Here is a 25,944-nt window from a genome sequence, read left to right as displayed (position 1 = left end):
ATGCCCCTGATGTCACCGCCTCGTCTGCACCGGCTCCCGCCGCCGCCCCGTCTGGCGCCCCAGCCGCGCCTCAGCGCCGCCGGTGAAGCGCTATCTACGGATACCAAACCAAACCCGCAAGAGGTTTTTCGGGGGTCCCGCCGGTTTACCAAGCTGCCCCTGCCCAAGAGCATTCCGCGTCCCGTCACATGGATCTCAACCGCCTGACTTCAAAGCGAAATCCCCTGCGCGGCACTGAGGCACGACATCTCTCGGCCGGGTCGACCCACGCGGCACAGGGCGACTTTCCCATGTCAGGACGCAAATCGCCGGCGAGTCGCGCCCCGTGACTCGATTCGAGCCGCGAGTCGCCAGGACCGGGCGGATCGCGTGTCCAGCCTGCACGCGCCCGCACCGTTTCGGCCGTGCCGAGACGAAAGCCGTCGAGCAAGCGGTGCCGCCCATGCGCAACCGGCTCGACGGGCGGCAGGGCGTGAACGAGCGGATCATGCTGCGCGAACTTCTGCGTCGGGTGGACATGATGGTGCTCTACGATAACCGGCTCGACGGCTTCGTGCGGCTGCATTCGCCCTGGGTGCCGGGCAAGTTCGGCCACGCGAACCAGCCGCGGGGGGGATGCACAACATCACGCTCGAGTTCTTCGACAGGCCAAACGCGGCGCTGACGGAGATCCTGATCCCGGCGGGCTATGTGCCCGTCACCCCGCGTCTCTCCAGGCGCAGCCGGCAAGGGCTGTGCCCCGGCCCGGATCCGTCTGCTTTCGCCGACAGGACGCGCAAACCTTGCCGACGCCAGAGATCGGGAGCGCCAAGACCCAAATCATTTCAGCTTGTTAAGTGGTGCCCGGGGGCGGAATCGAACCACCGACACGAGGATTTTCAATCCACTGCTCTACCCCTGAGCTACCCGGGCACGGGGACGGCGGCGCCGTCGGGTGCCGGGGAGATAGCCGAGGGTCCGGCGGGTGTCCAGAGGCAATCCCCCCCGTTCAGTGGGGTCTCGGCGTCGCCTCTCCGGCCGCGCGGAGGGCCTCCTCGGCATCCTCGGGATCCTCGGAGGGCACCCGGTAGGCGCCGCCCAGCCACTTCGCCAGATCCACGTCGGCGCAGCGCTTCGAGCAGAACGGACGCCAGTCGGATACGGTAGGGCGGGCGCAGATCGGGCAGGTCATGGCAGCTCCTTCAGCACGGCCGCAAGGCTCGCGCGTTCGCGTTTCCTCTGCAACTCGTAGTGCCCGAGCGGGGTCCAGCCCACGGCGGAGGTTTCCACCGGGTCGGCGCGGAAGGCTGCCTTGAGCGCCGTCTCCACCTCGCGGCGGTGCGCCTTGGGCATGGGCGCGAAATCCACCACGATCTGCCCCCCGAGGCCCCGCAGCCGCAGGGCCCGGGGCAAGGCCTTCGCCGCGGCGAGGTTCGCCTTGAGACCGGCCGCGGGAGAGGTGTCGCCGCGTGTGTTCACATCGACCGCGACAAGAGCCCGGGTCTCCTCCACGCTCATGTCCGCGGGACCGAGCGCCACCTCCGCCCGCCGCAGGGCCTCCACCTGGTCGAGCACGCCCTCTGTCTCGAACCCCCCGGGCTCCGTCACGACGCGGGCGGGCTCCGGCCAGTCGCGCCAGGCGAGGACGTGGGGCCCGTCGCCCTCGGTCAGCGCCTCGGGGGGGCCCGCCGCATCGCCCAGCACGGCCCGGGCGAGATCGGCCATGGCGGCGATGTCCTCGGCGATGGCATCCTCCTCCGCGCCCTGGGCGGCGGAGCGCAGGATCAGGCCGAGGCCCTCCTCCACCATGCCCTCGGCCAGCGCCCGCAGACGCACGCGCTCCTCCTCGTCCCGGATCGCGCGGGAGACGTTGAGCCCCGGCGCGCCGGGGGTGACGATGGCGTAGCGGCTCTTGAAGAGCAGCCGCTCGGTCACGGGAACGGCCTTGCCCGCCTCGGCATGGCCGGTCACCTGGACGAGCAGCGTCTGGCCCGGCGCGAGGCCCTTCGCCCCGCGAAGGAAGGCGGTTCCGCCCTCGGGCAGGCGCAGGAACATGCCGCCCTGCCCCTTCACCGGCCGGTCGCAGGCGGCGCGGAAGATGGCGCCGACCCGGGGCCGCGACGGATCGTCGACCAGCAGATCGTCGAGCTGCCCGCCCACGAGACGCGCCGCGGCCTCGAGCCCGCCCAGATGATCGAGAACCACCACGCTCATCGCCACACCACATATCCCATCGTCGTCAGAAGCGCCGCGGTCTCGGCCAGCGGCAGGCCCATGACCGCGGGGTGAGATCCCGATATCCACGGGATGAAGGCCCCCGCCGGCCCCTGGATGCCATAGCCGCCCGCCTTGCCCTGCCAGTCGCCGGTGGCGAGATAGCCCGCGATCTCGGGCGGGCTCAGGCGCTTCATCCGCACCTGGGTGAGCACGTCGCGCACCCGGATCTCGTCCCCGCGCCGGGCGGCGATGGCGGTGATGACCCGGTGACGCCGCCCGGAGAGGGCCTCGAGAAACCGCCGCGCCTCCTCGGCGTCCCGCGGCTTGCCCAGGATGCGCCGTCCCATGGTGACGGTCGTGTCGGCGGCGAGCACCACCTCCCCCGGTCGGGCGTCCGAGGCCTCGGCCTTCTCCAGCGCCATGCGCCGCACGTAGTCCCGCGGCAGCTCGCGCGGACGCGGTGTCTCGTCGATCTCGGGGGGGCGCACGGCATCGGGCTCGAGGCCGAGCTGCGACAGCAGGTCGAGCCGCCGCGGCGAGGCGGAGGCCAGCACCAGCCGGAGCGCCGGGTCCGGCGCTCTCGGGCTCACTTGAAGCGGTAGTTGATCCGACCCTTGGTCAGATCGTAGGGCGTCATCTCGACCTGCACCTTGTCGCCGGCCAGAACCCGGATGCGGTTCTTGCGCATCTTGCCCGCCGTATGCGCGATGATCTCATGGCCGTTTTCCAGCTCGACCCTGAACGTCGCGTTCGGCAGGAGTTCCTTCACGACGCCTGGGAATTCGAGCAGTTCTTCCTTGGCCATGTGGTCTCCTTCTCGTGTCACCCCTTTCCGAGGCGCCAGACAGATGCGTCGGACGCCGGGTTTTTTCAAGTGGAATCGCGCAGCGCGACGCAGGAGCCGCATCTTCCGCTACATCATGACACCTCAGAGCCTGCGCATCCAGACCTGGAGCGGCTTGGCGCTTTCCTCCGCCTCGCCGACATCGCGCCAGGAAAAGGTCACCGTGGCGCCGGCAAGCGGCGCGTACCCGCGGCCGCGCCAGAAGGGCTCGAGGCTCCGGGCCTCCGCAGGGCGCCGCGGATGGCCCTCCGGCCGCAGGACCGCGCAGAAGGCCGAATGGCTCCGCCCGAGGGCCCGGGCATGGTCCTCCCGCGCGTCGAAGAAGGCATGGCCCGCGCCCCGGCCGCGGTACCCCGGCAAGAGGACCGATTCCGCGCAATAGAAGATGTGGCCGAGCGGGAGTCCCCGTGCCTCGAAGGCCGCGCCGAAATCCGCCGCATGGTCTTCCATGGGCGATCCCGTCGCGGCCCCCACCAGCCGGACGCCGTCGAAGGCGCCGACGAGGATCGCCCCCGGCGCATCGCGGTAGCGCGAGAGGTAACGGCGTTCGTAGGCATGATCCCCGTCATAGAGATAGGGCCACTCCCGGAACACGCCGATGCGCAGATCCGCCAGATCGTCGAGCGCCGCCTCCACCTCCGCGCCCCTCAGGATCCGGTAGTCGAGACCGCTCACGACTCCTCCGTGGGCGGGCCGAACCGGTCGAGCAGGCGCTGGCGGATCTGGTCGCGCGTCTGCCGGTAGGAGGCGAGCCGCGCCTCCCGGCTCTCGCCGAGGCCCGTGGGGTCGAGGATCGGCCAGTATTCGACGTCCAGATGGTAGAACCGCGTCAGCTCCAGCGCCCGCCTCTGCGAGGCGGGCGACAGCGCGAGCACGAGATCGAAGGACGACAGGTCGTCGCCCCACTGCTCCATCTCGTCGAAGGAGCGCGACCGATGCCGGTCCAGCTCCACCCCGATCTCGTGGCAGACCGCGATCGCGAAGCCGTCGATCTCCAGATCGGTCTTCACCCCCACGGACTGGATGTAGCAGGAGGTGCCGTAAAGCTGCTTCATGATCCCCTCGGCCATGGGCGAGCGGACGGCATTGTGATCGCAGCAGAAGAGGACGGAACCGGGGAGTGCGCTGGCCTCCGTCACCCGTCAGCCCCAGTGCAGGACGCAGATCAGGGTGAAGAGCCGCCGCGCCGTGTCCTCGTCCACCTCCGCTTTGCCTTCGAGCCGCTCCTGCAGGACCCGGGCGCCCTCGTTGTGGATGCCGCGCCGGGCCATATCGATGGTCTCGATCTGGCTCGGCTGGGCGGTCTTCACCGCGTCGTAGTAGCTCTCGCAGATCGCGAAATAGTCCTTCACCACCTGCCGGAACGGACCGAGGCTCAGGTGGAACTCCCCCGCCGGATCGCCGCCCTCGGTCGATAGGGCGAAGACGAGCCGCTTCTCGCGGATCGCCAGGGCCAGCCGGTAGGGCCCCCCGGCGACCCTGCGTCCCTCCCGCTCGGGCAGGGCGAAGCGGTTCTGCTCCAGCAGGTCGAAGATCGCCACCCGGCGCTCCTGCTCGATCTCCGGCGTCGGAGGCGGCAGGTTCGCGTCATCGAGGTCGATATGGCAAAGCCGGGTCATCGGCCAATGGCTACGCCGGTCGCGGGGCCAAGGCAATCGCCCCCGGTGCCGCGAAGGGCGCCACCTCCCCTCCTCATCTGGCCGGAAATACTCCGGGGAGCGCGAGGGGCTGGCCCCTCGCTCCCGTCCTCTGCGCCCGCGCCGTCCCCTGAACAGCGTCGGGCGAAGGCCGCCGGGCGGGCGGGTGCCGCCGCAGGCGCAGTCGCGCGCCCGGCCGCTCCGGCCGTCACGTCTGCCGGTTCAGCGCGTCGAGCCGCGCCGAGACCGACAGGCCGTGGGCGCCCAGCCCCTCGGCCTCCGCCAGCCGGACCGCGGCCGGACCGATGGCCGCCAGCGCTTCGGGCGTCATCCGGGCGGTCGTGGTGCGCTTGAGGAAATCCAGCACCGACAGCCCGCTCGAGAACCGCGCCGAGCGGGCCGTGGGCAGCACATGGTTCGGCCCGCCCACGTAATCGCCGATGGCCTCCACCGTCCACTGGCCGATGAAGATGGCCCCCGCATGCCGGATGCGCCTCGCCAGCGCCTCGGCCCCGTCGGTGAAGATCTCCAGGTGCTCGGGCGCGATCCGGTCCGTCAGCGCCACCGCCTCGTCCATGTCCCGCACCACGATCACCGCGCCGAAATCGCGCCAGGACGCGCCCGCGATGGCGCTTCGGGGCAAGGTTTCCAGATGCCGCTCCACGGCCGCCGCCACGGCGCGGCCGTGGGCCTCGTCGGTGGTGATCAGGATCGACTGGGCGCTCTCGTCATGTTCCGCCTGGCTCAGCAGATCGAGCGCCACCCAGTCGGGATCGCAGCCCCCGTCCGAGATCACCAGGATCTCCGACGGACCCGCGATCATGTCGATCCCCACCCGCCCGAAGACCCGCCGCTTGGCCGCCGCCACATAGGCGTTGCCGGGGCCGGTGATCTTGTCCACCGGCGCGATGGTCTCGGTGCCCCAGGCCAGGGCCGCGATCGCTTGGGCCCCGCCCACGCGATAGACCTCGTCCACCCCCGCGATCCGGGAGGCCAGCAGCACCAGCGGGTTCGCCATGCCGTCCGGCATCGGCACCGTCACCGCCAGCCGCTCCACCCCTGCCACCTTGGCCGGGATCGCGTTCATCAGCACCGAGGACGGATAGGAGGCGAGCCCCCCGGGCACATAGAGCCCCGCCGCCGCCACCGGCGTCCAGCGCCAGCCCAGGGTGGCGCCGGTCTCGTCCGTCCAGCGCGCATCCTCGGGCATCTGTCGGGCATGATAGGCGCGGATGCGCCCGGCGGCGAGATCGAGGGCGGCGCGGTCCTCCGCCCCGACCTTCGCGATCTCGGCGTCGATCTCGTCCTCGGTGACCCGCAGGTCCGAGGCGGCGATCCCGACCCTGTCGAACCGGTTCGTCAGTTCCACCAGCGCGGCGTCGCCCCGGTCCCGCACGTCCGCGATGATCTCGGCGACAGCGGCATCCACATCGGGCGCATCCTCGCGCTTGGCGCCGAGGAGGGTCCGGAAGGACGACTCGAACCCCGGGTCCGAGCTTACCAGGAATGCCGCCATGCTCGCCTCCGCCTTGCCTCGCCACGCGCCGGACCACATAGCCCCGGGAGGGCCGGGCCTCAATGCACCATGGGGCGCCCGCGGCACTCAGTCGTCGGGGTGGCGCGGCGCCTGTCCGGAGGGCGCGCGATAGGGCCGCGTCACGTCGCGCAGCAGGACTTCCAGGGCCTCCACCGCGACCCGCAGTTCCCCGTCGCCCGCGAAGGTGAGCACCAGCTCCCCCGCTCCGTCCTCGCCAGGCTCGAAGGCGATGGCGAGAAGCGACAGCACCGTCTCCGCGTCGCCGCGCGGGATGCCGGTGGAACGGACCGCCGCGACATCCTCGATGGCCAGAACCGACTGCACCCGCTCGTACTCCCGCCGCCGCGCCTCCGCGGCGGGGGCGTCCTCCCAGCGGAAGCGGTTCAGCAGCAGCCCGAGCCGCCGCGCCCGCCGGTCCCAGGTCAGTTCGGAGGCCGGCAGGACCGCGTCCTGGCAGAGGCCCGAGATCACCGCGAGATCGTCCGGATCGAGCGCCCGGAGGCGCAGCGGCGCCGCGTCCGCATCCTCGAAGCGCGCATCCCCGGTCACGCCGCGCGGACCCGTTCGATGTCGGCGCCGACGCCGCTCAGCTTGTCCTCGACCTGCTCGTAGCCGCGGTCGAGGTGATAGACGCGGTTCACCCGCGTCTCCCCTTCCGCCGCGAGACCGGCGAGGATCAGCGACACGCTCGCGCGCAGGTCGGTGGCCATGACCGGCGCGCCCTTGAGCCGGTCCACACCGCGGACCGTTGCCGTCCCGCCCTGGACGTCGACGCGCGCGCCCATGCGCACCAGTTCCGGCGCATGCATGAAACGGTTCTCGAAAATCCGCTCCTCCAGAACGGAGGTTCCCTCCGCGGTGCAGAGCATCGCCATCATCTGCGCCTGAAGGTCGGTCGGGAAGCCGGGGAAGGGCTCCGTCACCACGTCCACGGCATGGGGCCGGCCGTTGCGCCGCGCGACCTTGAGGCCGGAGGCGGTCTCCTCCACCGTGATCCCGGCGGCGTCGAGCTTCTCGGCAAAGGCCTGCACCAGCCGCATCTCGCCGCCGAGGCATTCCACCTCGCCGCCCGCGATCACGGGGGCCAGCATGTAGGTGCCGAGCTCGATCCGGTCGCTGACGACCCTGTGCGTGGCGGCACGGAGCCGGTCGACGCCCTCAATCTCGATGGTCGGGGTACCGTCGCCCTCGATCCGGGCGCCCATGGCGCGCAGGCAGGTGGCCAGATCGATGATCTCGGGCTCCCGGGCGGCGTTCTCGATCACCGTGGTGCCCTTCGCCAGGGTCGCGGCCATCAGCGTGTTCTCCGTCGCCCCCACGGAGGCGAAGCGCAGCGGCACCCGCGCGCCCTTCAGCCCGCCCTTCGCCACCGCGTGCAGGTAGCCGTCGCGCAGCTCGATCTCGGCGCCCATCGCCTCGAGGGCCGAGACATGGATATCCATGGGCCGCGCCCCGATGGCACAGCCGCCGGGCAGCGACACGACCGCCTCGTGGCACCGCGCGAGAAGCGGGCCGAGGACGAGGTTCGAGGCCCGCATCTTGCGCACGATCTCGTAGTCTGCCCGGGTGGAGGTCAGCCCGTGGGAGCTGAGCGCGATGACCTTGCCCTCCTGAAGCTGCGTCACCTCGACCCCGAGCGACCGCAGAAGCTCGGTCATCGTGCGGATGTCCGACAGCCGCGGCGCGTTGGTGAGCGTCAGCGGTTCCTCGCTGAGCAGCGTCGCCGGCATAAGGGCCAGCGCCGCGTTCTTCGCCCCCGCGATCCGGATCCGGCCCGACAGCGGCCGGCCCCCGCGAACGATTATGGAATCCATGCCTGCACTAGCCCCTTTCCTCGGCGCCGTCGCGCCCTCGGGTCTCATTGCCCGGTTCGTCGTCCGCGTCCCCGTCGCCCCCGGCCCGCGCACGGGCCTGGCTCTTGCGCCGGGCAAGATTGGCCTTCAGCGCGGATTTCAGCCGCGCCTGCCGCTGATCGCCCTCCGGGCCCCTGGGTCGCTTCCGCTCCATGACCGGGGCTTAGCGCATGGGCCAAAAACCGTCCAGTCGGGGCTTGCGGCGGATGACGTTCGCCGCTAATCCCCGCGCACCAATTGCTGCCGTAGCTCAGGGGTAGAGCACTCCCTTGGTAAGGGAGAGGTCGAGAGTTCAAATCTCTCCGGCAGCACCAGGTCTCCCCTGCCGCGTCCCTTCACATCCCCCGCTCGGCCTCGGCGTGTCACGCCCAGTCCCAGGGCCGCGTGAAATCACCGAGGACCCGGCTCACCGCGCTGCCGTCCGCGGCACCGGTCTTCTCGATCTTCGCCACGAGCCCGCGCGAGCTGTCCTCCACCACCTCCGCCACCCGCGCCGGCACCCCCGCCTCGGCAAGGGCCGCGCCGTAGACCCGGGCGATGGCGAGCTTCCTGAGGTCGTTCTTCAGGGTCTTGCCCACCGCCGTCTTGGGCAGTTCGGGCAGGATGTCGAGATGCTTGATATGGGCGGCGCGCTCGTTGATGCGGTCGTTGGCGAAGGCGATCAGCTCCTCCGGACCGACCTTCGCACCGGACACCAGCTCGACGTAGGCGCAGGGCAGCTCGCCCGCATGGGCATCGGGCTGGCCGATGGCGGCGGCGAAGGCCACGGCCTCGTGCCCGGCCAGCGCCTCCTCGATCTCGGCGGGGTCGATGTTGTGCCCGCCGCGGATGATCAGGTCCTTCGCCCGGCCCGTGATCCAGAGATACCCGTCCGCGTCGAGCCGCCCGAGGTCCCCCGTCCTCAGGTAGACGTCGTGGTGGAACAGGCCGTTGTTCTTGGCCATGTCGGTATAGGTGTTGCCCTCGTAGACGCCGGGGCTGTCGACGCAGATCTCGCCGATCTCGTCCACCTTGCACTCGTAGGGTCCCTCGGCGGTGTGCCCCAGGATGCGGACATCCGTGTAGGGAAACGGGATGCCGATGGAGCCGATCTTCTTCACTCCCTCGGGCGGATTGATCGAGACGAGGCAGGTCGCCTCGGTCAGGCCGTAGCCCTCGCAGATGGTGACGCCCGCGGCCTTCTCGAACCGCTTGTACAGCTCCACCGGCAGGGGCGACGATCCGCAGAACGCCAGCTTCAGGGTGGAGATGTCGGCGTCGACCTTGCGCTGCATCAGCGCCGACATGGCGGTGGGTACGGCGATCATGAATGTCACGCGGTGGCGCTCCACCAGCTTCCAGAAATTGTCGAACACACCCTCGCCGCGATAGCCCTGCGGGGTGGGCAGCACGATATGGGTGCCCGCCGACAGCGACGCGCCGAGGCAGACGATCGTGGCGAAGACATGAAACAGCGGCAGCGGACAGAGCTGGACGTCTTCGGCGCTGAACAGCAGCCGCTGCGCGATCCAGCCGTTGTAGATCATCCCCGAATAGCGGTGCTGCGCCACCTTCGGCAGGCCCGTGGTGCCCCCGGTGTGGAAATAGGCGGCCACGCGGTCGCCGGCGCTGTCGGCGAAGGTGAGCGTCTTCGGCTGCTTCGCCACCTCGGTGGTGAAGTCGATCACCCGGGCCTTGCGGCCCACGGGCGCCTTGGGGCGCAGGAGCGGCACGATCAGGCGCTTGAGCCCGGTCAGGTAGCGCAGAAGGTCCACCTCGACGATGGTCTCGACGTTGGGTGCCTCGCGGCAGGCCTTCGCGGCCTTCTGGGCGATGTCGGTCTTTGGGAAGGCGCGGAGGGTGACAAGGACCTTGGCATTCGTCTCGCGCAGGATGCCGGCGATCTGGCCGGGCTCCAGCAGCGGGTTGATCGGGTTGACCACGCCGGCGATGGCGCCGCCGAGGTAGGTCAGCACCGTCTCGGTGGAGTTCGGCAGCAGGAAGGCGACGGTATCTGTCTCTCCCACGCCGAGAGACCGGAAGAGGTTCGCGGTCTGGCAGGTGCGGTCGTGGAGGTCTGACCATGTGAAGGTCTCGGCGGATGCCTTCGGGTCGGAGAACATCTGGAAGGTCACCGCCTTGCGGCCGGCGTGGGCCTCGGCGGTGCGGGCAAGGAGGCCGTAAAGGGTCTTCGGCAGGTCCCGGTCCTGCCAGGCGGCCTCGGCCTCGATGGCGTTCCGGTCGTCGTAATCGGCATAGGCCATGACTGTCTTCTCCTCCCGCTCCGGACCCGAACTTGGGGCGGGTGGGACCGGGGCACAAGCCCGCCAGTAGCCCGTCATGGAGGAGCCGCGGAACCGCGGCCGTGGGCCGGGCTCGCGGCCCCAAGCCGGGACCGGGCGCAAGTCACTGACGGAAATTCAAAAATCGTTAACCGGGGGCCGCACCCGCAGGCTGCGGCGCGGATGCGGTGCACCGTCCCCCGTTGCACATCCTCCTCCGCCCCGGCCAAGGTGCCTGTGACAAGACCCCGGGGAGGAGAGCGGAATGGACAGGCAGTGCGTTGGTTTCGTGGGGCTGGGGCTGATGGGCTCCGGCATGGCGCGGAACATCCTTGCGGCGGGGTATCCGCTGACGGTGCTCGCACACCGCAACCGCGCGCCGGTGGAGGCGCTGGTGACGGAGGGCGCCACGGAGGCCGAGAGCCTCGGGGCGCTCGCGGCGGCCAGCGATATCGTCCACATCTGCGCGCCCGGCTCGCCGCAGGTGGAGGAGATCGTCGCGGGCCTCCTGCCCGGCCTCAGGCCCGGCGCGGTGGTGATCGACTGCTCCACCGCCGATCCGACCTCGACCGTCGTGCTGGCGGAGAAGCTGGAAGCGGCGGGCTGCCACATGGCCGACGCGCCGCTGGGCGGCACGCCGGTGCAGGCCGAGGCGGGGGAGCTGTCGACCATGGTGGGCGCCTCGGAAGAGGTCTTCGCCCGCATCCGCCCTGTGCTGGAGACCTGGGCCGCCACGATCGTGCATCTCGGACCGTCCGGCACGGGCCACAAGATGAAGCTTCTGAACAACTTCCTGTCGCTGGGCTATGCCGCGCTCTATGCCGAGGCGCTGGCCCTGTCGCGCAAGGTCGGCATATCCACGCAGGAGTTCGACAGCGTGATCCGGGGCGGCCGGATGGATTGCGGCTTCTACCGGACCTTCATGGGCTATGCGGTGGAGGGCAACCGTGAGGCGCACAAATTCACGCTGACCAATGCCTTCAAGGACCTGCGCTATCTCGAGGCGATGGCCGACGCGGCACAGCTGCCCAACCCGATGGGCAACGCGGTCAAGAACAGCTTTGCCATGGCCCATGCAGACGGCGGCGACGGGCCGGAGGATTACGTCCCGCATCTGGTGGATTTCGTGGCGCGGCGCAGCGGGCTGGGGTGATCAGGGGCGTCCCGAGACCAGGGGGGCGGGCACCCTGTCGCGTGCGCCCCTACTCCGCCGCCATCCCTTCGGTGAACTGGAGCCGCGCGAGGCGCGCGTAGAGCCCGCCCTCGGCCACGAGCTGGTCGTGGGGGCCCTGGGCCACGATGCGGCCCTGGTCGAAGACGAGGATGCGGTCGGCCTTCTTCACCGTGGCGAGGCGGTGGGCGACCACGATCGTCGTCCGTCCTTGGGCGAGTTCGTCCACCGCCTGCTGCACAAGACGCTCGCTTTCCGCGTCGAGGGCCGAGGTCGCCTCGTCGAGCAGCAGAACCGGCGCGTCGCGCAGGATCGCGCGGGCGATGGCGATGCGCTGTTTCTGCCCGCCCGAGAGCATGACGCCGCGCTCGCCGACGTAAGAGTCGTACCCCTCGGGCAGCGCTGCGAGGAAATCATGCGCGGCGGCGGCGCGGGCGGCGGCCTCGACCTCGGCATCCGTAGCCTCGGGCCGGCCGAAGCGGATGTTCTCGCGCGCGGTGTCGGCGAAGATCACCGGATCCTGCGGCACCAGCGCGATGTCGCGGCGGAAATCGCCGCGCGCCATCTCGCGCAGGTCCACTCCGTCGAAGAGGATGCGGCCCGAGGTGGGATCGTAGAAGCGCAGCAGGAGCTGGACGATCGTCGATTTCCCGGCTCCCGAGGGACCGACGAGGGCCACCGTCTCCCCCGGTCTCACCTCGAGGCTGACGCCGTCGAGGGCGGCGACCGACGGCCGCCCGGGATAGTGGAAGCGGACGTCCTCGAAGACGACATGCCCGGTGCGGCGGGCCGTGGCGGGCGCGGCCCCCACCGGGTCCGGCACCGTGTCGTCGGCCTGCAGGAGCTCCACCAGACGCTCGGTCGCCCCCGCGGCGCGCTGGAGCTCTCCCCAGATCTCGGTCAGCGCGCCCACGGCGGCGGCGACCATGACGGTGTAGATCATGAACTGAACGAGCTCGCCCGCCGTGATGATGCCGGCGCGCACGTCCGCCGCGCCCATCCACAGGAACCCCACGACGGCGGAGAAGGCCACGAAGATCACGATGGCGGTCATCACCGCGCGGGTGCCGATGCGGCGGCGGGCGGCGACGAAGCTCTTCTCGGTCGTGTCCGCGAACCGGCCCGCGCTGCGCCGCTCGTTGGTGAAGGCCTGGATCGTCTGCGCCGACAGCAGGAGCTCCGACGCGTCGCCCGAGGAGGTGGCGATCCAGTCCTGGCTTTCCTTCGACAGCCGGCGCACGCGGCGGCCAAGGATGACGATGGGCAGGAGGATCACCGGGATCGGCCAGAGCACCAGCATCGTCATCTTGACGCTGGTCCAGAGCATCAGGGCGATCCCCCCGATCAGCACCAGAGAATTGCGGAGCGCGATGGAGATGGACGAGCCGATCACCGACAGGATCAGCGTGGTGTCGGTGGTGATGCGGCTGATGATCTCGCCGGTCATCACCTTCTCGTAGAAGGCGGGCGACATGCCGATCATCCGGTCGAACAGCGTCTTGCGGATGTCCGCCACGACCCGCTCGCCCAGCCGGGTGACGAGGTAGTAGCGCAGCGCTGAGCCCACCGCGAGCAGCGCCGCCACGCCGATGGCCGCGCCGAAGTAGAGATCGACGAGCGCGGTCTCGGCGGTGTTGAAATTGTCCACCACCCGGCGCGCGGCGAGCGGCAGCACGAGGCTGACGCCCGCGGTCAGCACCAGCGCCGCGAGCGCGGCGGCGAGAAGCGCCTTGTAGGGCGCGAGGAACGGCCAGAGACCGCCCAGCGCGCCGATGCGCCGCGAGCGGGCGCGCTCCTCGGTGGCGGCGCGGGGGGCGTCTGGGGCCTCGGCCATGGGGTCTCCGTCGCGGCTTCGGAAACCCGCATAGGACGGCGGAGCGGCGGGAGCAAGAAAGCGCGCGGGCTCCGGCGCGGCGGGTCAGGCCGAAAGGGCGGTGTCGCGGGTCTCGCCCAGAAGCGACAGCAAGCGTCCCGGGTCGAGGCCGAGCGGGCCGTCCTGCTGCAGCGCGCGCGGGCCTTCGTGGACGGTGCGGTCCCCGGGCAGGTAGAACCGCGCCACATGGGCCGCCCCGAGACGCGAACCGTCCGGAACGACGGTGTAGCGACCGGCGCGGTGGGTCAGGACCGGCTCGAGATCGGCGCCGAGCCGCTCGAGATCGCGGGCGTGGGCCCTGGTGACCGGAGCGCGGGCGGCGTCGAGCGTGGCCACGGGGCGCACCGCGAGGACATGGTCCGCCTCGATGCGCTCCGCCATGGAGAGCGCCCCGTAGGCGCCCATCCCGCTCCCGGCGAAGGTGAGATGGTCGAAGCCCCTGAGCGCCCGGCGCAGGGCGGCGGTCAGGGGGCCGGCGAGGGGAGGCTGATACCAGCGGGCCTTCGCGGGCTGCACGAGAATGGCGTTGAGTCCGTGCTCCCTCGCGAAGGCGCCGCCGTAGGTGTCGGCCACGTCGGTGCCCGCGGCGGAGCGTCCGGCGAAGAAGACGGTGACCCGCCCCGACCGGTTGCCGCGAAGGAGCGCGATGCGGGCGCCTTGGGCGCGAAAGAGAATGCTCTGATCCATGGCCCGGAGGCTTGCCCGCGAGCATGGCGCGATTTGGGCACGATCCGGGTCATTTGGAGAAGACTGTCGCGTTTCCGGCAACGGAAGAGTCGGCATCCGGTCACGCGGCGGTCCCCTGCGCCCGCGCCACCGGGGACGGCGCGGGCAAGGGCAGCGGGCGCGGGCCGCCTCAGACGGCCTCGACCACGCTCTCCTGCTGGCCCAGACCCTCGACCGAGAGGGTGACGGTATCGCCCGCCTCGAGATAGCGCGGCGGCTTCAGGCCCATGCCGACGCCGGGGGGCGTGCCGGTCAGGATCAGGTCGCCCGGTTCCAGCTGCGCGAACTGGCTGAGGTAATGGACGACATGGGCCACGCCGAAGATCATCGTCGCGGTCGTGCCGTCCTGCATGACCTCGCCGTTGACCGACAGGGACAGGGCCAGGTTCTGCGGGTCGGGCACCTCGTCGGCGGTGACGAGCCAGGGGCCGGTCGGGCAGAAGTTCGGATAGGTCTTGCCCTTGATCCAGGTGCCGCCGCGCTCGATCTGCCAGGCGCGTTCGGACACGTCGTTGGCGGTGACATAGCCGAAGACGTGGTCCATCGCCGCCTCGGGCGCGATCTCCAGAGCGGGCGTGCCGATGACGATGCCCAGCTCGACCTCCCAGTCGAGTTTCGTCATGGCCTTCGATTTCAGGATCGGGTCGTTCGGGCCGCAGACGGTCAGGCTCGACTTCGAGAAGATGATGGGCTCCTCCGGAATGGGCATCCCGGCTTCCTCGGCGTGATCGGCGTAGTTGAGACCGATGCACCAGACGTTGTTCGGCCGGGCGACGGGCGATCCGATCCGGGCGCCGGTCGTGGCGACCTCGGGGAGGGTCGAGAGATCGACGCCCGAGACGGCGGCGATCAGGCCGGGCATGGTGGCGGGTCCGATATCGACCACGAGGCTGGAGATGTTGCGCGCGACGCCGCTTGCGTCGAGCACGCAGGGCACTTCGTGGCCCGCCGGGCCGATCCTCAGGAATTTCATGCTGGTCTCTCCACTGTCACTTGCCCGACTGCTTAGCGGATGGGGAGGGGGGTGCAACCGCCGGACGGCGGGGCGGGTCAGTTTCCGGCGAAGGCCCGATCGAGAGCGGCGATGTCGATCCTGGTCATCGTCAGCATGGCCCCCAGCGCCCGCCCCGCGGCCTCGCGGTCCGGCGCGCCCAGATACCGGCCCCGAGGCAGGTGCTGGTTTCCGGAGCATCGCTCATCGTCTCTCCGCCCTCGCGCCGGGTGAAGGATATCATCCTTCCGGCGATGGGCGAAGGACGCCGAGGGTCGGCCGGCGCCGCGCGGTTCGCGCCTATCCGCCTTCCGTTGGCTCGGGCAGCTGGTCGCGTTCCTCCATCGGTCCGGTTCTGATGGCCAGCCCGGACGGCCTCAGGAGAGCCCAGTAGCCTCCGTAGCTGAAGATGCCCTGCCCCTCCGGCGACGTCCCGGGCGCGTCGCGGTGGAAGTAGAACAGCTCGTAGTCGTTGTAGGTGACGACTTCGCCGGCCTCGCCGTCCGGGCGCGTGCCGACAAGGTAGGGGTCCACGCCTTCGCCGGCCCGCACGGTGCCGGTGGCCGTCACCAAGGGCCAGTCGTCGCGGCAATGCTCGTGGCAGGACTCGAGCGGATCGAGCCCGTCGCCGCCGATGGCCTCGCTGTTCAGGAAGGCGTAGACCGGCCGTCCCTCGCCGTCGGCGAGGAAGAGGCCGTGCTCCTCGTGCTCGGCGACGACGAGCGCGAGGTCCGGTTGCTCCTGCGCCGAGGCGATCGGTGCGGCCAAGGCCAGCACTCCGGTGACGAAGGGGATCAGGGGCCGCATCGCATCTCTCCGCTGGCGCGTCACTCTGGCCGGGGAACGGCGCCGTCCGGCGCTTGTTCCGGCCTTGACTGCCGGGACGGCGCGGCGGGCCCAACGTCAGACCGACCGGGACCGGCGCGGGTCTCCGCGCCGGGCAGACACGGCGCCGCCGCGTCACACCCGGGTTGCAAAGGTTAACGCCGCAGGGCCACTTTCCAGATTCGTTTGAAAAATCCGTAGCTTGCGAGACCGTCCACATGTGGACGCCCGCTGACTCATGACAAAGGGCGGCGCGGATCGCTCCGCGCCGCCCCCTGTCCTGTCGCCCCGGATCAGACCTCGAAGCGGTCGGCGTCCATCACCTTGACCCACGCCTTGACGAAATCGGCGACGAACTTCTCGCCGTTGTCGTCCTGGGCGTAGACCTCGGCATAGGCACGCAGCTGGCTGTTCGAGCCGAAGACGAGATCGGCGCGGGTGCCGGTCCACTTCTTCGCGCCCGTCTTGCGGTCGACCCCGTCGAAGAGCTCGGCATCGTCCGAGGCCTTCTTCCACTCCGTCCCCATGTCGAGCAGGTTGACGAAGAAGTCCGTGGTCAGCGACCCCGGCCGGTCCGTGAACACGCCATGCGCCGTGCCGCCGTGGTTCGCACCGAGCACCCGCATCCCGCCCACGAGCACCGTCATCTCGGGCGCCGTCAGGGTCAGGAGTTGCGCGCGGTCCACCAGCAGCTCCTCGGTGGAGACGGTGTAGGCGCCGCGGCGGTAGTTGCGGAAGCCGTCGGCCTCGGGCTCGATCACGTCCCAGATGTCGACGTCGGTCTGCTCCTGCGTGGCGTCGGTGCGACCGGGGGTGAAGGGGACCTCGACCGTGTAGCCCGCATCCGCGGCCGCCTTCTCGATAGCCGCGCAGCCGCCCAGGACGATGATGTCCGCGAGGCTGACCCTCTTGTCGCCGGTCTGGGCGTCGTTGAAGGCGGTCTGCACGCCCTCGAGCGCGGTCAGGGCCTTCTGGAGCTTCGCCGGCTCGTTGACCTCCCAGTCCTTCTGGGGGGCAAGGCGCAGCCGCGCGCCGTTGGCGCCGCCCCGGCGGTCGGAGCCGCGGAAGGTCGCCGCCGAGGACCATGCGGTGTAGACGAGTTCCGAGACCGAGAGGCCGCAGTCGAGCAGCTTCGCCTTGAGTTCGGTCACGTCCGCCGCGTTGATGAGCTCGTGATCGACGGCGGGAACCGGGTCCTGCCAGCTCAGCTCCTCGGCGGGCACCTCGGGGCCGAGGTAGCAGGCCTTGGGCCCCATGTCGCGGTGGCACAGCTTGAACCAGGCGCGGGCGAAGGCGTCGGCGAACTCGTCGGGGTTCTTGTGGAACCGCTCGGAGATCTTGCGGTACTCGGGGTCCATCTTCATCGCCATGTCGGCGGTGGACATCATGATCGGGACCTTCTTGCCCGAGCCGTCCACCTCGGGGGCCATGTCGGCCTCCTCGAGGCCGATGGGACGCCAGATCCACGCGCCTGCGGGGCTCTTGGTCTTTTCCCACTCGTACTTGAAGAGCATCTCGAAATAGCCACCGTCCCACCGGATCGGGTTCGGGGTCCAGGCGCCTTCGAGGCCGGAGGTGATGGTGTCGACGCCCTTGCCGGACTTCCATTCCGACATCCAGCCGAAGCCCTGCGCCTCGATCGGGGCGGCCTCGGGCTCGGGTCCGACATTGTCGACCGGGCCCGCGCCGTGGGTCTTGCCGAAGGTGTGGCCGCCGGCGGTCAGCGCGACGGTCTCCTCGTCGTTCATCGCCATGCGGGCGAAGGTCTCGCGGATGTCCTTCGCCGAGGCGAGCGGGTCGGGGTTGCCGTCGGGGCCCTCGGGATTGACGTAGATGAGACCCATCTGCACCGCGGCAAGCGGATTCTCCAGTTCCCGGTCGCCCTGGTAGCGGGCGAGGGCGTGGTCCGAGCGGGCGAGCCACTCGTCCTCGGACCCCCAGTAGATGTCCTCCTCGGGCTCCCACACGTCCTCGCGGCCGCCGCCGAAGCCGAAGGTCTTGAAGCCCATGGACTCGAGCGCGACGTTGCCGGCGAGGATCATGAGGTCGGCCCACGAGATCGCGTTGCCGTATTTCTGCTTGATCGGCCACAGGAGGCGGCGGGCCTTGTCGAGGTTGCCGTTGTCAGGCCAGGAGTTCAGCGGCGCGAAGCGCTGCGTGCCCGAGCGGGCGCCGCCGCGGCCGTCGGCGGTGCGGTAGGTCCCGGCGGAATGCCAGGCCATGCGGATCATGAGGCCGCCATAATGGCCGTAATCCGCGGGCCACCAGTCCTGGCTGTCGGTCATCAGGGCGGTGAGATCTTTCTTCAGGGCCTCGTAATCCAGCCCCTTGAACGCCTCGGCATAGGAGAAATCGGGCCCCATCGGGTTCGACAGGGCGGTGTTCTGGTGCAGGATCTTGAGGTTGAGCTGGTTCGGCCACCAGTCGCGGTTCGAACGCACGCCGAGGTTGGTGTGCATGACCGGGCATTTGCCGGCCGCGGGGGCGTCGTTTCCGTCCATCATGGGTCTCTCCGATCTGAATGCGGGCACGCTGCCGTGGCCCCCGGACCGGGCGCCGCAAGGCAGTCTGGAATGATTCTAGCAAACCGGCAGGATTAAGCGAACTTGAATTTCCTGATGTTACCGATAAGAATTTCTGATGACCAATCTCACGCTCAAGCAGCTCCGCTATGTCGATGCCGTGCTCCGGCACGGCCATTTCGGGCGCGCCGCGGAAGCCTGCGCGATCTCGCAGCCGGCGCTGTCGATGCAGGTGAAGGCGCTCGAGGACGAGTTGGGGGCGGCCCTGTTCGAGCGCGCGCCCAAGGGCGTGCGGGCCACGGCGCTGGGCGAGCTTTTCGCCGCCCGGGCGCGGGAGGTGCTGCGGTCGGTGGACGAGCTTGCGGACCTCGCGCGGGCCGCGCAGGAGGGCCTCTCGGGGTCGCTCAGGATCGGGGTCATCCCGACGGTGGCGCCCTATGTGCTGCCGCGGGTGGTGGGGGCGCTGGCGCAGAGCCATCCGGGGCTGCAGCTGACCTTGCGCGAGACGATCACACCGCGGCTTATCCGGGATCTTGACGAGGGGCGGATCGACACGGCGCTATTGGCGCTGCCGGTGTCGGAGCCGGGGTTGACGGAGGTGCCGCTCTTCGACGAGGAGTTTCTGCTGGTGCGGCCCGAGGCACAGGCGGATGCGCCGGTCCCCGATCGGGAGGCGCTGCGGGAGATGCGGCTGCTCTTGCTGGAGGAGGGGCACTGCTTTCGCGATCAGGCTCTGTCCTTCTGCAACCTGCGCCCCACCATGCCCCGCGAGTCGCTCGACGGCTCGTCCCTGTCGACGCTGGTTCAAATGGTCGGCGCGGGGCTGGGCGTGACGCTGATACCGGAGATGGCGGTGGCGGTGGAGACGCGCTCGGCGCCCGTCGCCGTCACCCGGTTTCCGGCGCCCGCGCCCTCGCGGACCATTGGGATGGTCTGGCGGCGGTCGAGCCCTCTTGCAGCGCATCTGGGCGAGATCGGCGGTGTCGTGGCAGGGGCGCTGGGCCGAGCGGACTCTGGCCGGTCCCGGGCCTGATTCGGCCGGCCAAGATTGGCCGAAGCGATTTCTTCTCAAGAAAATCCTGTCTGATTCCGCTGGGTAAGCCTACCCTTTGTGCACGAATTACCGATTCGCGACGTCTGTTCGCGGACATCTCAGGGAGACGTGATTATGGCAGTCCTGACAGAAATCGTGCCTGAATTGCAGGCAAACACCGGAGCCGCTGCGACGGGCACCCAGTCCAGCCCAAAGATCATCGGCCTGTCGAACGGTAATACGCTCGTGGCCTGGGTGGAGGGTTCGACCCAAGGCATCGCCAATCCGCCTCCCGGCACCGACATCATCGGGGTGATCTACGATGCCGACGGCGCGGTCTTGCGCGACGCCTTCCGTCTCAACACCGCTCGCTTCGCGGACAACGAACGCGATTTCGACATCGCCGCCACGAACGACGGCGGTTTCGTCATGGCCTATATGGACGATGACACGAACAATATTCGCACTGACGTGATGTGGGAGCGCTACAACAGCAACGGCGATCTGATCAACAACGCGGTGATCCGCACCGAAGTCAGCAACACTGACGACCTGCGCAACCCGTCGGTGACGGTCAACCTCGACACCAACGATACCTTCGTCACCTACACCTTCGACACCGGCGTCGAGAGGATCTTCGGCAAGCTGGTCAGCGCCACGGGCACCGTCGGCCCGGAGCGGTCGGTCGCACAGAACGTGGGCGGCAGCAATAACCGGGACGCTGATGTCGCGACGCTGGCCAATGGCAACATGGTGGTAGCCTACGAGGAGCAGGACGGCGCCATCTATGAGATCGAATACCAGATCATCTCCGCCACCGGCGTCAAGATCGGCAGCTTCCGCGAGGTCGACGGCCCGCCCGGCACCCAGACCGATCCCAATGTCGCAGGGCTTGCCAACGGCGACTTTGTGATCACCTGGCAGCAGAACTTCGATATCTGGTTCCAGGTATTCCAGCCCAATGGTCTCCCCCGCGGCCCCGCGGCTCAGGCCAACACCAGTACGACCAGCGAAATCGGTCCGGACGTGAAGGCCCTGCCCGATGGCGGCTTCGTCATCGCCTGGGACAGCGGCACCGGCACCACCCGCGCCCGCAACTTTGACGCGGACGGCACCCCTCGCGGCCCCGAGACCGCGGTGTCGGGCACCGGCAACATCAGCGATGTCGATGTCGACGTGACCTCCGAAGGCGTGTCCCTCTTCGTCTACCGGCTGAACGGCGAGATCTTCGCCACCGCCTGGGACGGTCGCGCGGACACTCTCGATATGGCCGACGTTCAGGGAGGCTTGCCGAACTTCCTGACCGACGAGGGCAGCTTCACCGGTCATCCCACCGGCAGCACGATCATCGGCACCGACGGCAACGACGAGATATACGGACGCGGCGGCAGCGACTCGATTATCGGCGGATTGGGCTTCGACACGATCTATGGCGGGCGCGGCTTCGACGAGATCAGCGGACTCGGCGGCTTTGACGAGATCTACGGCGAGGGCGGCAACGACACGCTCTTCGGCAACGCCGGCAACGACACGATCTTCGGCGGCGGCGGAAACGACACGATCGACGGCGGTATCGGCGCGGACCTCATCAACGGGGGCATCGGCTTCGACGTGGTCTTCGGCAAGGGAGGCAACGACACGATCGCCGGGCTAGAGGGCTTCGACACGCTGTCGGGCAACAACGGCAACGACTCGATCCAGGGCAATGCCGGCAACGACGTGATCTTCGGCGGTCTGGGCAACGACACGATCGACGGCGGCATCGGCGCGGACACGCTCTACGGCGATGCGGGCGCGGACCTGATCGCCGGCAAGGCCGGGTTCGACGTGATCTACGGCGGCAACGGCACGGACACGCTCTACGGCAACGCAGGCAACGACACGCTCTTCGGCGGGCTCGGCGACGACGTCCTCTTCGGCGGGATCGGGTCCGATACCTTCGTCTTCGTGGTGACGCCGGGCGAGCGCGACACGATCGCCGACTTCGAGGTCGGAAGAGACCGTCTGCTGATCGACGCGCCGCCCGGCACAACGCTCGACGATCTGGAGATCAGGGCCGTGGCCGGTGGCGCAGAGGCGACGGCGCTCGGCCACACGATCTTCTTCGCGGGCCTGACCGTGGCACAGGTACAGGAAATCGACGCGATCCTGATCTGACCGGGTGCTGCCATCCCACAGACGGGTCCCGCCATAGCCGCGCGGGGCCCGGACAGGGATCTCGTCCGACATGTGGGTCAGAGGCTTCGCGGTGGCCTCGCCCGCCGCCTGCGCTCCGGGCGGGACGACGTCATCCGGGCCGCCGGCAACGGAACGACCGGTCGTGCGCGACCTGCTGACCCGATGCCCGACCTTGACGCGCCAGAATGCGTGTCATACCTCGGTCCGTGCCCGGGCGGGCGTTGTGTAATGGTAAGACCCTTGCCTTCCAAGCAAGAGATACGGGTTCGATTCCCGTCGCCCGCTCCATCAGGCCCTCTTCCGGGACCGGCTCAGCCCTTCGGCGGTGTCAGTGCCATGTCGGGCAGGCTGTCGAAGGCCTGCTTCAGCGCGTCGCCCCAGCCCTCGGATATGGTCCTGAAATAGGGATCGCGGGCATGGATGCGGCGGATCGGGTCGAGCCGGAGGCTGCCTTCCTCGTAGAGCACCACGTCGAGGGGCGCGCCGACCGAGAGATTGGCCTTGATCGTCGAGTCGAAGCTGACGAGCAGGAGCTTCATCGCCGCCTCGAAGCTCATGGCGGGATCGAATGCGCGCACGAGGATCGGGCGGCCGTATTTCATCTCTCCGACCTGGAACCAGGGCGTGTCGGCGCTGGCTTCGATGAAGTTGCCCTCGGGATAGATCAGGAACAGCCGCATCGGACCGCCGGCGATCTGACCGCCGAGGATCAGCGTGGCGTTGAACGTGGCATCCCCGCGCTGTCCGGCGTTCGCATATTGCGAGATGACGTCGCGCAGGATGTCGGCCACCATCCGCGCGACCTGGAACATGGACGGCGCGGCGAAGATCGAGGGAGTGCGGTCCTCGGGGGCCTTGGTGCGTTCCTCGATCAGGCTAACGACCGCCTGGGTGGTGGCGAGGTTGCCCGCAGTCATCAGCATGAGGACCCGCTCGCCGGGCTGCTGCCAGCAGTGGAGCTTGCGGAAGGTGGAGATGTTGTCGAGCCCCGCGTTGGTGCGGGTGTCGGACATCATCACCAGGCCGCGGTCGAGCATCAGCCCCACGCAATAGGTCATGGACGGTGTCTCCTGCCGTTACTGGCCCTGGACAGCGACTTCGACGCTGAGCCGCTCGTCCCCGCCCCCCTGGCGCGTGCCAGTTACCGGCGCGGCCTCGGCATAGTCCAGCCCCGTCGCCACGCGGACATAGCGGATATCGGGGGATTGGGCGTTGGCGGGATCGAATCCGACCCAGCCGAGTCCGTCCACATGGGCCTCGGCCCAGGCGTGGCTCGCCTCCTGGTCCGTGCGGTCCTCCATCAGCAGGTAGCCGGAGACATAGCGGGCGGGAAACCCCATCTCGCGGGCGCAGGCGATGAAGACATGGGCCTGGTCCTGGCAGACGCCGCGGCCCTCTGCGGCGGCCTGTTCGGCGGTCCAGCCGGTATGCGTCACACCCGTTTCCCAGCGCACCGCCGCATGGATCGCCTCGTTCAGGCCATGGAGCCGCGCCAGATCGGTGGTCTCGGTCTCCAGACTGCGGAGAAGCGACCGCAGCTTCGGCCCCATCCGCGTTCGGGGCGTGGATGTCTCGTAGAGCCAGAGCGGCGCCGGGCCCTTGTGCGGGCCCACGACGCCATGGGTCTCTTCGACCTCGACCGAGCCCTGGCAGCGGATTTCCAGTTCCGTCGTCTCGCGGTCGATGGAGACGAGGTCGACGTGGTTGTTGTGGTAATCGTCGTAGGCCAGCTCCTGCCGCCCCCCGGTCACCAGCGTCTGCCATTGCAGCACGGTCTGGGCGCGCAGCGATTTGGGGGTGAGGCGGAGTTGCTGGAGACCGTGGGTCACAGGCCTGTCGAAACGGTAGCGGGTCGTGTGGCTGATCTGCAGGCGCATGGGCTACTCGTAGAAGCGGTAATCGATCTCGATCTGCCGCCCCAGCTGGGAAATGGACCCGAGGAAGCCCTGGATGTACTCGTGCAGGCCCTCGTCGAAGATCGTGTCCACATCCTGCGCGACGATGGAGCCGGCGAGCCTGTCGGCCATCTCGAACGAGGGGGTCTGCATCCCGTAGTCCTGCACGAGATAGCGCAGGTTTTCATGCATCTTGCCGCAGCAGAAGATCAGCGAGCGGGGCATCCGGCGGTCGAGGATGAGGAAGCGGACGATGTCGCGGGGGCGGATGCGGTTGCCGTGGACGAGGCGGTAGCCGCCCCGGGCCGAGACCGACAGCAGGATCGATTCCCACTGCATGTTGTCGAGATCGGAGCCCACCGCCGCCGCCGCGGGCAGCAGGACGTAGTATTTCACGTCGAGGATACGGGCGGTATTGTCGGCCCGTTCGAGAAAGGTGCCGATGCGGAGGAAGTCGTAGATGTCGTTCCGGAGCATCGTGCCGTGGGTCGCGCCGCGCACCAGTGCGGTGCGCTGGCGGATCAGGCCGAGGATCTGCGGCAGGTCGCGCTCGCTCACCTTGCGGGAGAGGGCGTCGCGGATCGCCATGTATCCGCCGTTCATCGCCTCCCACAATTCCTCGGTGAGCGCGGTGCGGACCATGCGGGCGTTCTGGCGCGCGCTCTGGATGGACGACAGGACCGACGAGGGGTTGTCGGAAGCGCGCAACATCCAGTCCACCGCGTCGTCGCGGCGCACCTCGCCGTGCTTGTCGGTATAGCCCTGCCATGTTCCGGCCGATTGCAGGATCGAGCCCCATTCGTCGTCCGAGGGCCCCAGCCGGGTGAGGGCGATGCGCTGGCCCACGTCGAGAAGCCGCGCGGTGTTCTCCGCACGTTCGAGGGAACGGGCGAGCCAATAGAGGCCGTTCGCGGTCTTGCCCAGCATCGTCACTCGCCCAGCACCCAGGTGTCTTTCGTGCCGCCGCCCTGGCTCGAGTTCACGACGAGAGAGCCCTTCTTGAGCGCGACGCGGGTGAGGCCGCCCGGCGTGATGTGCACGCGGTCGGGACTGACGAGCACGAAGGGGCGCAGGTCGACATGGCGCGGGGCAAGGCCGCTGCGGGTGAAGATCGGCACGGTCGAGAGCGACAGGGTGGGCTGGGCGATGTAGTTCGCGGGCCGCGACTCGAGCTTGCGGCGGAACTCGGCCAGCTCCTTCTTCGAGGCGGCGGGGCCGATCAGCATGCCGTAGCCGCCGGAGCCGTGAACCTCCTTGACCACCAGCTCGGCGAGATTGTCGAGAACGTAGGCCAGCGCCTCGGGCTCGTTGCAGCGCCAGGTGGGCACGTTCTGGAGGATCGCCTTCTCGCCCGTGTAGAATTCCACGATGTCGGGCATGTAGCTGTAGATCGCCTTGTCGTCGGCGATGCCGGTGCCCGGAGCGTTGGCGATGGTGATGCCGCCCGCGCGGTAGACATCCATGATCCCGGGAATGCCCAGCGCGCTGTCGGGGTTGAAGTTGAGCGGGTCGAGGAAATCGTCGTCCACCCGCCGGTAGAGCACGTCGATGGGCTGATAGCCCTGGGTCGTGCGCATCGCCACACGGCCGTCGACGACGCGCAGGTCGTGCCCCTCCACCAGCTCGACGCCCATCTGGTCGGCGAGGAAGGCGTGCTCGAAATAGGCGGAGTTGTAGATACCGGGCGTCAGCACCGCCAGGGTCGGGTCCTCCCCGGCGCCGAAGGGCGCGCAGGCGGCCAGCGAGGTGCAGAGGTCACGCGGGTAGGTGGAGACGGGCTGCACCCGGTTCCGGCTGAAGAGCTCGGGGAACATCTGCAGCATCGTCTCGCGGTTCTCGAGCATGTAGCTGACGCCCGAGGGGGTGCGGGCGTTGTCCTCGAGGACGTAGAATTCCTCGTCTCCGGTGCGCACGAGGTCGATTCCGACGATATGGGTATAGACACCGCCGGGGGGCGTGACGCCGCACATCTGCGGCAGGAAGGCGTCGTTGCGGCGGATCATCTCCAGAGGGAGGCGCCCCGCGCGGACGATCTCCTGCCGGTGGTAGATGTCATGCAGGAAGGCGTTGAGGGCGCGGACGCGCTGCTCGATGCCGCGGCTGAGTTTCTGCCATTCCCGGGCGGAGATGATGCGGGGGATGATGTCGAAGGGGATCAGCCGCTCCTCGGCATCGGCGCGGCCGTAGACGTTGAAGGTGATGCCGGTGAGGCGGAACAGCTCTTCGGCTTCGCGCTGCTTGGCGCGCAGGCGGGCGGGGTCCTCGTTCTCGAACCAGCCGCTGAATTCCCGGTAGGGCTCTCTCAGGCCGGCTCCCTGCCCCCACATTTCATCGAACGGTGAATTTTCGCTCATGGGTCAAGTCTGTCAGATGAGGCCGTGATGACAATGCGATACCGCCGA

General features: G+C 69.2%; 25 protein-coding genes and 3 tRNA genes. 6 read left to right on the top strand and 22 right to left on the bottom strand.

Features of this window, described 5'->3' with window-relative positions; genetic code table 11:
* The first annotated feature begins 442 nt into the window (after positions 1-442).
* On the top strand, positions 443-664 hold the full coding sequence (locus EAT49_RS14975) for a hypothetical protein (RefSeq protein ID WP_123643095.1): 222 nt from the start codon (positions 443-445) through the stop codon (positions 662-664).
* Positions 665-837: 173 nt separating this feature from the next.
* Here EAT49_RS14975 and EAT49_RS14970 read toward each other — a convergent pair.
* From EAT49_RS14970 to EAT49_RS21605, 12 genes are all read right to left on the bottom strand, one after another.
* Positions 838-912 (bottom strand) — tRNA-Phe (locus EAT49_RS14970).
* Positions 913-988: 76 nt separating this feature from the next.
* Positions 989-1,171, bottom strand: a complete 183-nt coding sequence (locus EAT49_RS14965) for a DNA gyrase inhibitor YacG (protein WP_123643094.1) — start codon at positions 1,169-1,171, stop codon at positions 989-991.
* Positions 1,168-2,193: a ribonuclease E/G gene (locus EAT49_RS14960; protein ID WP_123643093.1), complete on the bottom strand. Its 1,026-nt coding sequence runs from the start codon at positions 2,191-2,193 to the stop codon at positions 1,168-1,170. The genes EAT49_RS14965 and EAT49_RS14960 overlap by 4 nt, the downstream gene beginning before the upstream one ends.
* Positions 2,190-2,786 carry a Maf family protein gene (locus tag EAT49_RS14955; RefSeq protein WP_123643092.1) on the bottom strand — a complete coding sequence of 199 codons (597 nt, stop codon included), beginning with the start codon at positions 2,784-2,786 and terminating at the stop codon, positions 2,190-2,192. The genes EAT49_RS14960 and EAT49_RS14955 overlap by 4 nt, the downstream gene beginning before the upstream one ends.
* Positions 2,783-3,001, bottom strand: a complete 219-nt coding sequence (gene infA / locus EAT49_RS14950; protein WP_007205486.1) for a translation initiation factor IF-1 — start codon at positions 2,999-3,001, stop codon at positions 2,783-2,785. Before infA ends, EAT49_RS14955 begins: the two co-directional genes overlap by 4 nt.
* Positions 3,002-3,124: 123 nt before the next feature.
* Positions 3,125-3,715 (bottom strand): GNAT family N-acetyltransferase, encoded by a 591-nt coding sequence (locus EAT49_RS14945; protein WP_123643091.1) that lies wholly within the window; start codon positions 3,713-3,715, stop codon positions 3,125-3,127.
* Positions 3,712-4,179, bottom strand: a complete 468-nt coding sequence (locus EAT49_RS14940) for an arsenate-mycothiol transferase ArsC (protein WP_281274735.1) — start codon at positions 4,177-4,179, stop codon at positions 3,712-3,714. The genes EAT49_RS14945 and EAT49_RS14940 overlap by 4 nt, the downstream gene beginning before the upstream one ends.
* Before the next feature lie 3 nt (positions 4,180-4,182).
* Complete coding sequence (locus EAT49_RS14935) at positions 4,183-4,659, bottom strand: UPF0262 family protein (RefSeq protein ID WP_123643090.1); 477 nt, start codon at positions 4,657-4,659, stop codon at positions 4,183-4,185.
* A gap of 226 nt (positions 4,660-4,885) precedes the next feature.
* On the bottom strand, positions 4,886-6,193 hold the full coding sequence (gene hisD, locus EAT49_RS14930; RefSeq protein ID WP_123643089.1) for a histidinol dehydrogenase: 1,308 nt from the start codon (positions 6,191-6,193) through the stop codon (positions 4,886-4,888).
* 87 nt (positions 6,194-6,280) lie between these two features.
* Positions 6,281-6,763 carry a DUF2948 family protein gene (locus EAT49_RS14925; protein WP_123643088.1) on the bottom strand — a complete coding sequence of 161 codons (483 nt, stop codon included), beginning with the start codon at positions 6,761-6,763 and terminating at the stop codon, positions 6,281-6,283.
* A complete protein-coding gene (gene murA, locus EAT49_RS14920; RefSeq protein ID WP_123643087.1) occupies positions 6,760-8,028 on the bottom strand; it encodes a UDP-N-acetylglucosamine 1-carboxyvinyltransferase in 1,269 nt (422 codons plus the stop codon). The genes EAT49_RS14925 and murA overlap by 4 nt, the downstream gene beginning before the upstream one ends.
* A 7-nt stretch (positions 8,029-8,035) precedes the next feature.
* On the bottom strand, positions 8,036-8,221 hold the full coding sequence (locus EAT49_RS21605) for a hypothetical protein (RefSeq protein WP_123643086.1): 186 nt from the start codon (positions 8,219-8,221) through the stop codon (positions 8,036-8,038).
* Between the two features lie 85 nt (positions 8,222-8,306).
* Between EAT49_RS21605 and EAT49_RS14910 the strand changes: the two genes are divergently transcribed.
* A tRNA-Thr gene (locus tag EAT49_RS14910) sits at positions 8,307-8,381 on the top strand.
* Positions 8,382-8,429: 48 nt separating this feature from the next.
* Here the strand turns inward: EAT49_RS14910 and EAT49_RS14905 are convergent.
* On the bottom strand, positions 8,430-10,310 hold the full coding sequence (locus EAT49_RS14905; protein ID WP_123643085.1) for an acyl-CoA synthetase: 1,881 nt from the start codon (positions 10,308-10,310) through the stop codon (positions 8,430-8,432).
* A gap of 283 nt (positions 10,311-10,593) precedes the next feature.
* Between EAT49_RS14905 and EAT49_RS14900 the strand changes: the two genes are divergently transcribed.
* Positions 10,594-11,481 (top strand): NAD(P)-dependent oxidoreductase, encoded by an 888-nt coding sequence (locus EAT49_RS14900; RefSeq protein ID WP_123643084.1) that lies wholly within the window; start codon positions 10,594-10,596, stop codon positions 11,479-11,481.
* 49 nt (positions 11,482-11,530) lie between these two features.
* Here EAT49_RS14900 and EAT49_RS14895 read toward each other — a convergent pair whose 3' ends face one another.
* The 5 genes from EAT49_RS14895 to katG form a co-directional block, all read right to left on the bottom strand.
* A complete protein-coding gene (locus EAT49_RS14895; RefSeq protein ID WP_123643083.1) occupies positions 11,531-13,333 on the bottom strand; it encodes an ABC transporter transmembrane domain-containing protein in 1,803 nt (600 codons plus the stop codon).
* A gap of 84 nt (positions 13,334-13,417) precedes the next feature.
* Positions 13,418-14,059, bottom strand: coding sequence for a hypothetical protein (locus EAT49_RS14890; protein WP_123643082.1), 642 nt, complete (start codon positions 14,057-14,059; stop codon positions 13,418-13,420).
* A gap of 169 nt (positions 14,060-14,228) precedes the next feature.
* Positions 14,229-15,071 (bottom strand): fumarylacetoacetate hydrolase family protein, encoded by an 843-nt coding sequence (locus tag EAT49_RS14885; protein WP_123643081.1) that lies wholly within the window; start codon positions 15,069-15,071, stop codon positions 14,229-14,231.
* A 318-nt stretch (positions 15,072-15,389) separates the two neighbouring features.
* Complete coding sequence (locus EAT49_RS14875) at positions 15,390-15,896, bottom strand: hypothetical protein (RefSeq protein WP_123643080.1); 507 nt, start codon at positions 15,894-15,896, stop codon at positions 15,390-15,392.
* Between the two features lie 311 nt (positions 15,897-16,207).
* Positions 16,208-18,415: a catalase/peroxidase HPI gene (gene katG / locus EAT49_RS14870; protein WP_123643111.1), complete on the bottom strand. Its 2,208-nt coding sequence runs from the start codon at positions 18,413-18,415 to the stop codon at positions 16,208-16,210.
* Positions 18,416-18,554: 139 nt separating this feature from the next.
* Between katG and EAT49_RS14865 the strand changes: the two genes are divergently transcribed.
* The 3 genes from EAT49_RS14865 to EAT49_RS14855 all read left to right on the top strand — a co-directional run bounded on the left by EAT49_RS14865 (position 18,555) and on the right by EAT49_RS14855 (position 21,935).
* Positions 18,555-19,469: a hydrogen peroxide-inducible genes activator gene (locus EAT49_RS14865; protein ID WP_123643079.1), complete on the top strand. Its 915-nt coding sequence runs from the start codon at positions 18,555-18,557 to the stop codon at positions 19,467-19,469.
* A gap of 135 nt (positions 19,470-19,604) precedes the next feature.
* Positions 19,605-21,626 carry a calcium-binding protein gene (locus EAT49_RS14860; RefSeq protein WP_123643078.1) on the top strand — a complete coding sequence of 674 codons (2,022 nt, stop codon included), beginning with the start codon at positions 19,605-19,607 and terminating at the stop codon, positions 21,624-21,626.
* Between the two features lie 235 nt (positions 21,627-21,861).
* Positions 21,862-21,935, top strand: a tRNA-Gly gene (locus tag EAT49_RS14855).
* Positions 21,936-21,958: 23 nt separating this feature from the next.
* On the opposite strand, the gene EAT49_RS14850 is transcribed toward EAT49_RS14855, so the two are convergent.
* From EAT49_RS14850 to EAT49_RS14835, 4 genes are read right to left on the bottom strand one after another with little or no spacing between them, the layout of a single operon-like run.
* Entirely contained in the window at positions 21,959-22,705 is a 747-nt protein-coding gene (locus EAT49_RS14850; protein ID WP_123643077.1) for a proteasome-type protease, read from the bottom strand.
* 18 nt (positions 22,706-22,723) lie between these two features.
* Positions 22,724-23,524 carry a transglutaminase family protein gene (locus tag EAT49_RS14845; RefSeq protein ID WP_123643076.1) on the bottom strand — a complete coding sequence of 267 codons (801 nt, stop codon included), beginning with the start codon at positions 23,522-23,524 and terminating at the stop codon, positions 22,724-22,726.
* Positions 23,525-23,527: 3 nt separating this feature from the next.
* On the bottom strand, positions 23,528-24,469 hold the full coding sequence (locus tag EAT49_RS14840; protein ID WP_123643075.1) for an alpha-E domain-containing protein: 942 nt from the start codon (positions 24,467-24,469) through the stop codon (positions 23,528-23,530).
* A gap of 2 nt (positions 24,470-24,471) precedes the next feature.
* Positions 24,472-25,896: a circularly permuted type 2 ATP-grasp protein gene (locus EAT49_RS14835; RefSeq protein WP_123643074.1), complete on the bottom strand. Its 1,425-nt coding sequence runs from the start codon at positions 25,894-25,896 to the stop codon at positions 24,472-24,474.
* Between the last annotated feature and the right edge of the window lie 48 nt (positions 25,897-25,944).

Origin of the sequence: Histidinibacterium lentulum, from assembly GCF_003789055.1 — a bacterium.
In the GTDB taxonomy this organism is placed as follows: Bacteria; Pseudomonadota; Alphaproteobacteria; order Rhodobacterales; family Rhodobacteraceae; genus Oceanicola; species Oceanicola lentulus.
This window is presented reverse-complemented; position numbering and strand designations above follow the sequence as displayed.